General features: G+C 59.3%; 1 protein-coding gene. It reads left to right on the plus strand.

The window, feature by feature from the left end; translation table 11 throughout:
- Positions 1–493: 493 nt before the first annotated feature.
- On the plus strand, positions 494–1,810 hold the full coding sequence (gene ltrA / locus WN73_RS11840; RefSeq protein ID WP_271552898.1) for a group II intron reverse transcriptase/maturase: 1,317 nt from the start codon (positions 494–496) through the stop codon (positions 1,808–1,810).
- Positions 1,811–1,860 lie beyond the last annotated feature (50 nt).

Genomic DNA, 1,860 nt, shown 5'->3' on the forward strand with positions numbered 1-1,860 from the left:
CGGTGCGCCCCGACGGCGCGTATTACCAGTGGAGGAAGGATCCACCCAGAGAGTTGTCGATTGATCTGGTAGCTGACGAGCGGTTTGGACGAGCAATCGGACGGATCGAAGCCTCGTGACAAAGGTCGCTTTAGGCGGCCGAGCAATCCAGCGGGCCGTAACGTGAGTGAAGCCTGAGCACGCCTCGAAAGTTACGATGTGAATGCCGATCCGATCGTATGGCGGGGAAGGCCGTGCGGACAGGGAAGCAATCGACGCACGCACCTGTCTGGTTCACCGGGGTAATGGGCACGGCACGTTGGAAAGGTAGTACGGGTAATCGGGGGAGACCCGTCTTGGTCGAAGGTCGCGCCTTCAGCATTGAGTAGTCGATGGACCGGACGGGAGTCGGACAGGGTCAAAGGTACCGATGAAACCGGGTAATTCCGGCGGAGGAAAGGACCCTGACTTCAGGTGCGCTTTTGAAGATGGCGAGGGAAAGGGTAGATTGGCGATGAGCCTTGAAACGCCCGATAAGATCAGGAGCCTTCAGAGAAAGCTTTATTGCAAAGCGAAGGCGGAGCCTGCCTTCCGCTTCTATGTGCTGTACGACAAGATCTGCCGCGAGGACATTCTGAGCCATGCCTACAAGCTGGCCCGCGCCAACGCGGGTGCGCCGGGAGTGGACGGAATAACTTTCGAACAGATCGACGCGTCGGGACTCGAAGCATGGTTGGCTGGCCTGCGCGATGAACTCGTCACGAAGACCTATCGGCCCGATCCGGTGCGGCGGGTGATGATCCCGAAGCCCGGCGGCGGCGAACGTCCGCTCGGTATCCCAACAATCCGGGACCGGGTCGTCCAAGCTGCTGCAAAGATCGTGCTGGAACCGATCTTCGAGGCGGATTTTGAGGACGGAGCTTATGGATATCGCCCGCGCCGCAGCGCGGGCGATGCCGTCAAGGAAGTGCACCGGCTTATGTGCCGGGGCTACACAGATGTTGTTGACGCCGATTTGTCGAAATACTTCGACACGATACCGCACTCGGACCTCCTCAAATCGGTGGCCCGACGCATCGTCGACCGGAATGTGCTGCGGCTGATTAAGTTATGGCTGCGAGTACCGGTCGAGGAGCGGGATAGCAACGGGAAACGGCGCATGAGCGGCGGTAAGAGCAACAAGTGTGGCACGCCACAGGGCGGTGTCATCAGTCCGCTGCTCTCCGTCATCTACATGAACCGGTTCCTGAAGCATTGGCGTCTCAGCGGTCGGCGTGAAGCATTCCATGGCCAGATTATCTCCTATGCCGACGACTTCGTCATTCTCAGCCGCGGCCACGCGGAAGACGCATTGACGTGGACGAAAGCGGTGATGACCAAGCTTGGGCTGACACTCAACGAGACTAAAACCTCGGTGAAGAATGCCCGATTGGAAAGCTTTGACTTCCTTGGGTACACGCTCGGACCCCGCCACTTCCGCAATGGGGGGCGGTGGTATCTTGGCGCGGCTCCGTCGAAGAAAAGCGTGCTGCGGATCAAGAGGAAGGTCAGCGAATTGCTGACGCCGGGCAACAAGGGCGCTTGGCCCGAAGTACAAGCACGACTGAACCGCCTTCTGCGCGGCTGGTCCGCTTACTTCAGCTATGGCTCGCTTGCTACGGCTCATCAGGCCGTTGATCGACACGTCTTTGACCGCGTGCTCGCCTTTCTGCGCAGACGACATAAGACGCCAGGACGTGGCGTCAGACGGTTCTCTGATCAGATCTATGGGAACCCTGGCGTACTTGTGCTGAACCGCGTGCGCAAAGTGTCGCCGACGTGCGCCTTGTGACGAAACCTGTCGGAAAGCCGGATGCGGGAAAACCGCACGTCCGGTTTGAT

The sequence above is a fragment of the Bradyrhizobium sp. CCBAU 45394 genome (genome assembly GCF_028128655.1).
Taxonomy (GTDB): domain Bacteria; phylum Pseudomonadota; class Alphaproteobacteria; order Rhizobiales; family Xanthobacteraceae; genus Bradyrhizobium; species Bradyrhizobium diazoefficiens.

Coding starts and splice junctions, on each gene's coding strand:
- ltrA (WP_271552898.1), top strand. CDS start 494: ATGAGCCTTGAAACGCCCGATAAGATCAGGAGCCTTCAGAGAAAGCTT.